Origin of the sequence: Pontibacter rugosus (assembly GCF_042678745.1) — a bacterium.
GTDB lineage: Bacteria > Bacteroidota > Bacteroidia > Cytophagales > Hymenobacteraceae > Pontibacter > Pontibacter rugosus.
Window position 1 is genome coordinate 1 of sequence record NZ_JBHTLD010000383.1, and the last position, 2098, is coordinate 2098.

Sequence of the window (2098 nt, forward strand, 5' to 3'; positions counted from 1 at the left end):
TAATAATCAGCCGAAAGAGAAGCTGACGACAAGTATGAAGTACGCATATAAATTTTAGATGAACAAATGGCTGCTAGATCTCAAGCATTACGCTACTATCTCCCTGATGCCATAAGGCTTGAGCAAAATTGCATCAGGGAGAAGCAAGTATACCTACCGTTCACCCTTTAACGCTTTAGTTCAAGTATAAGCGGTGCTTTAACGGGCAGTAAGATTATACTTTCTTTAAGATTGAATTTCTGACCACTGATTACATCTATACCTTGTGTGGCTGCGTTTAACTGCGGCAGAAATTTAGCTAGCTCCAGTTCAACAGGTATTTCGTTCTTATTCAAAATTACCATCACACTCTCGCCTTCATATTGTCTGAAGTAAACATATACTCCTTTCTCTGGCGCATAATGCGTTAACTTGCCTTTGTGTATTACTGCTGCTTGCTTCCGCCAGTTCAAGAGCTTCTGCGTGTATAGTTGCATATCCTGCTGTGCCTTTGTCAAGCCAGAGCGTGTAAAGGCATTTGTCTTATCACCAGCCCAACCACCGGGGAAATCCGTTCTAATGATACCATGGTCGTCTGCCACATCGTTGTGCATCAGTATTTCTGTACCATAGTATAGCTGTGGAATGCCGCGGGTGGTGAGCGTATAGGCTATGGCCAGTTTGGTTAATGCTTCGTCTTTATTAAGCTGCGTAAAAATACGATCCATATCATGGTTGTCCGGAAAGATTACCAGATTACCAGGGTCAGCATAAATAAAGTCGTTGGCAAGCATTTGGTACAGCTGCTGCCAGCCAGACTGCCAACCACCTTCTTCTGCTTTAAGAGAGGCGATAAGCGCGGCTTGTAAAGGAAAATCCATTAGGCTTGGTAGGTACGAAGTATAACCATTCGCATTCTGCTTCCCTCGCTGCCAATAAGACACGATAGCTGGGTTTAAAGACCATTCTTCTCCTACAATATTAAAATTTGGATACTCCTGCATCACACGGCGTGTCCATTCGCTCATAAAGGCAGGGCTAGGGTAGGAGTATGTATCCATTCGGATGCCGCTTAAATCTGCATATTCAATCCACCAGATAGTATTTTGAATGAGATAGTTTGCCATCAGCTCGTTTTCCTGGTTTAGGTCTGGCATTGTTTCAACGAACCACCCCTGCGTATGCATTTTATAATCATACGCAGCTGCATGTGGATCTTGTATGGCTTCCCGGTTGTGGCTGGTTTGCTTATAGTCTCCCTGAAAGTTAAGCCAGTTTTCCGTTGGGAGATCTTGCATCCACCAGTGCTCAGAGCCACAATGATTCAGAACCATATCCATCACCAGTTTCAAACCGCGCTTTTTAGCATGTTTCGATAGTGCTACATACTCTTGGTTCGAGCCAAAACGTGGGTCTACCTTGTAAAAATCAGTTATAGAGTACCCATGGTAGGAGTAATCAGGCTGATCATTCTCCAATACTGGATTTACCCACAAGGTCGTAAAACCCATTTCATCTATATAATCGAGGTGATTGATGATTCCGGTAATGTCGCCACCATGTCGTCCTGCTTTGTCTGAACGATTCAGTTTGTCAGCCATCCCTTTCATCGAATCATTTTTAGGGTTGCCATTGGCAAACCGATCGGGAGTAATAAGGTACATAACGTCTGAACTATTGAAACCTTCACGCGCTTCAGAATTGGCTTCACGTTGTTTTAGCTCATACTTATAAAGTTGTGCTACTTTAGCACCTTGCTTTAGCTGTACTTCAAATTTGCCAGGTTTGGCACTCTTCAGATCCAAATTTATAAACAGATAATTAGGACTTTTTACTTTGATCACATCAGTTATTTTGATGCCCGGGTACTGAATGTGTGGCTCCAGGGTAGCAATGTTCTTGCCGTGCAGCAACAATTGCAATTTCGTCTCTTTCATGCCTGCCCACCAAAAGGAAGGCTCAACCCGCAGTTGCTGTTGCTGAGCAAAAGATGTTTTCGTTATAAATAGAAACAGGATAGAAAGGAGAAGTAACTTTTTGGGGTGCATAGAGAGTATGAAAGTATAGATTCAATAAGTATAAAACTGAGTACAGCATTATGTGCTGGTATGAGTATTAG

1 protein-coding gene is annotated in these 2098 nt (G+C 42.8%); it reads right to left on the reverse strand.

Going from position 1 to position 2098, the window contains the following annotated elements:
• Window positions 1–167: 167 nt before the first annotated feature.
• Window positions 168–2027, reverse strand: coding sequence for a glycoside hydrolase family 13 protein (locus ACFQ2O_RS21385; protein ID WP_377532887.1), 1860 nt, complete (start codon window positions 2025–2027; stop codon window positions 168–170).
• Window positions 2028–2098: the final 71 nt, after the last annotated feature.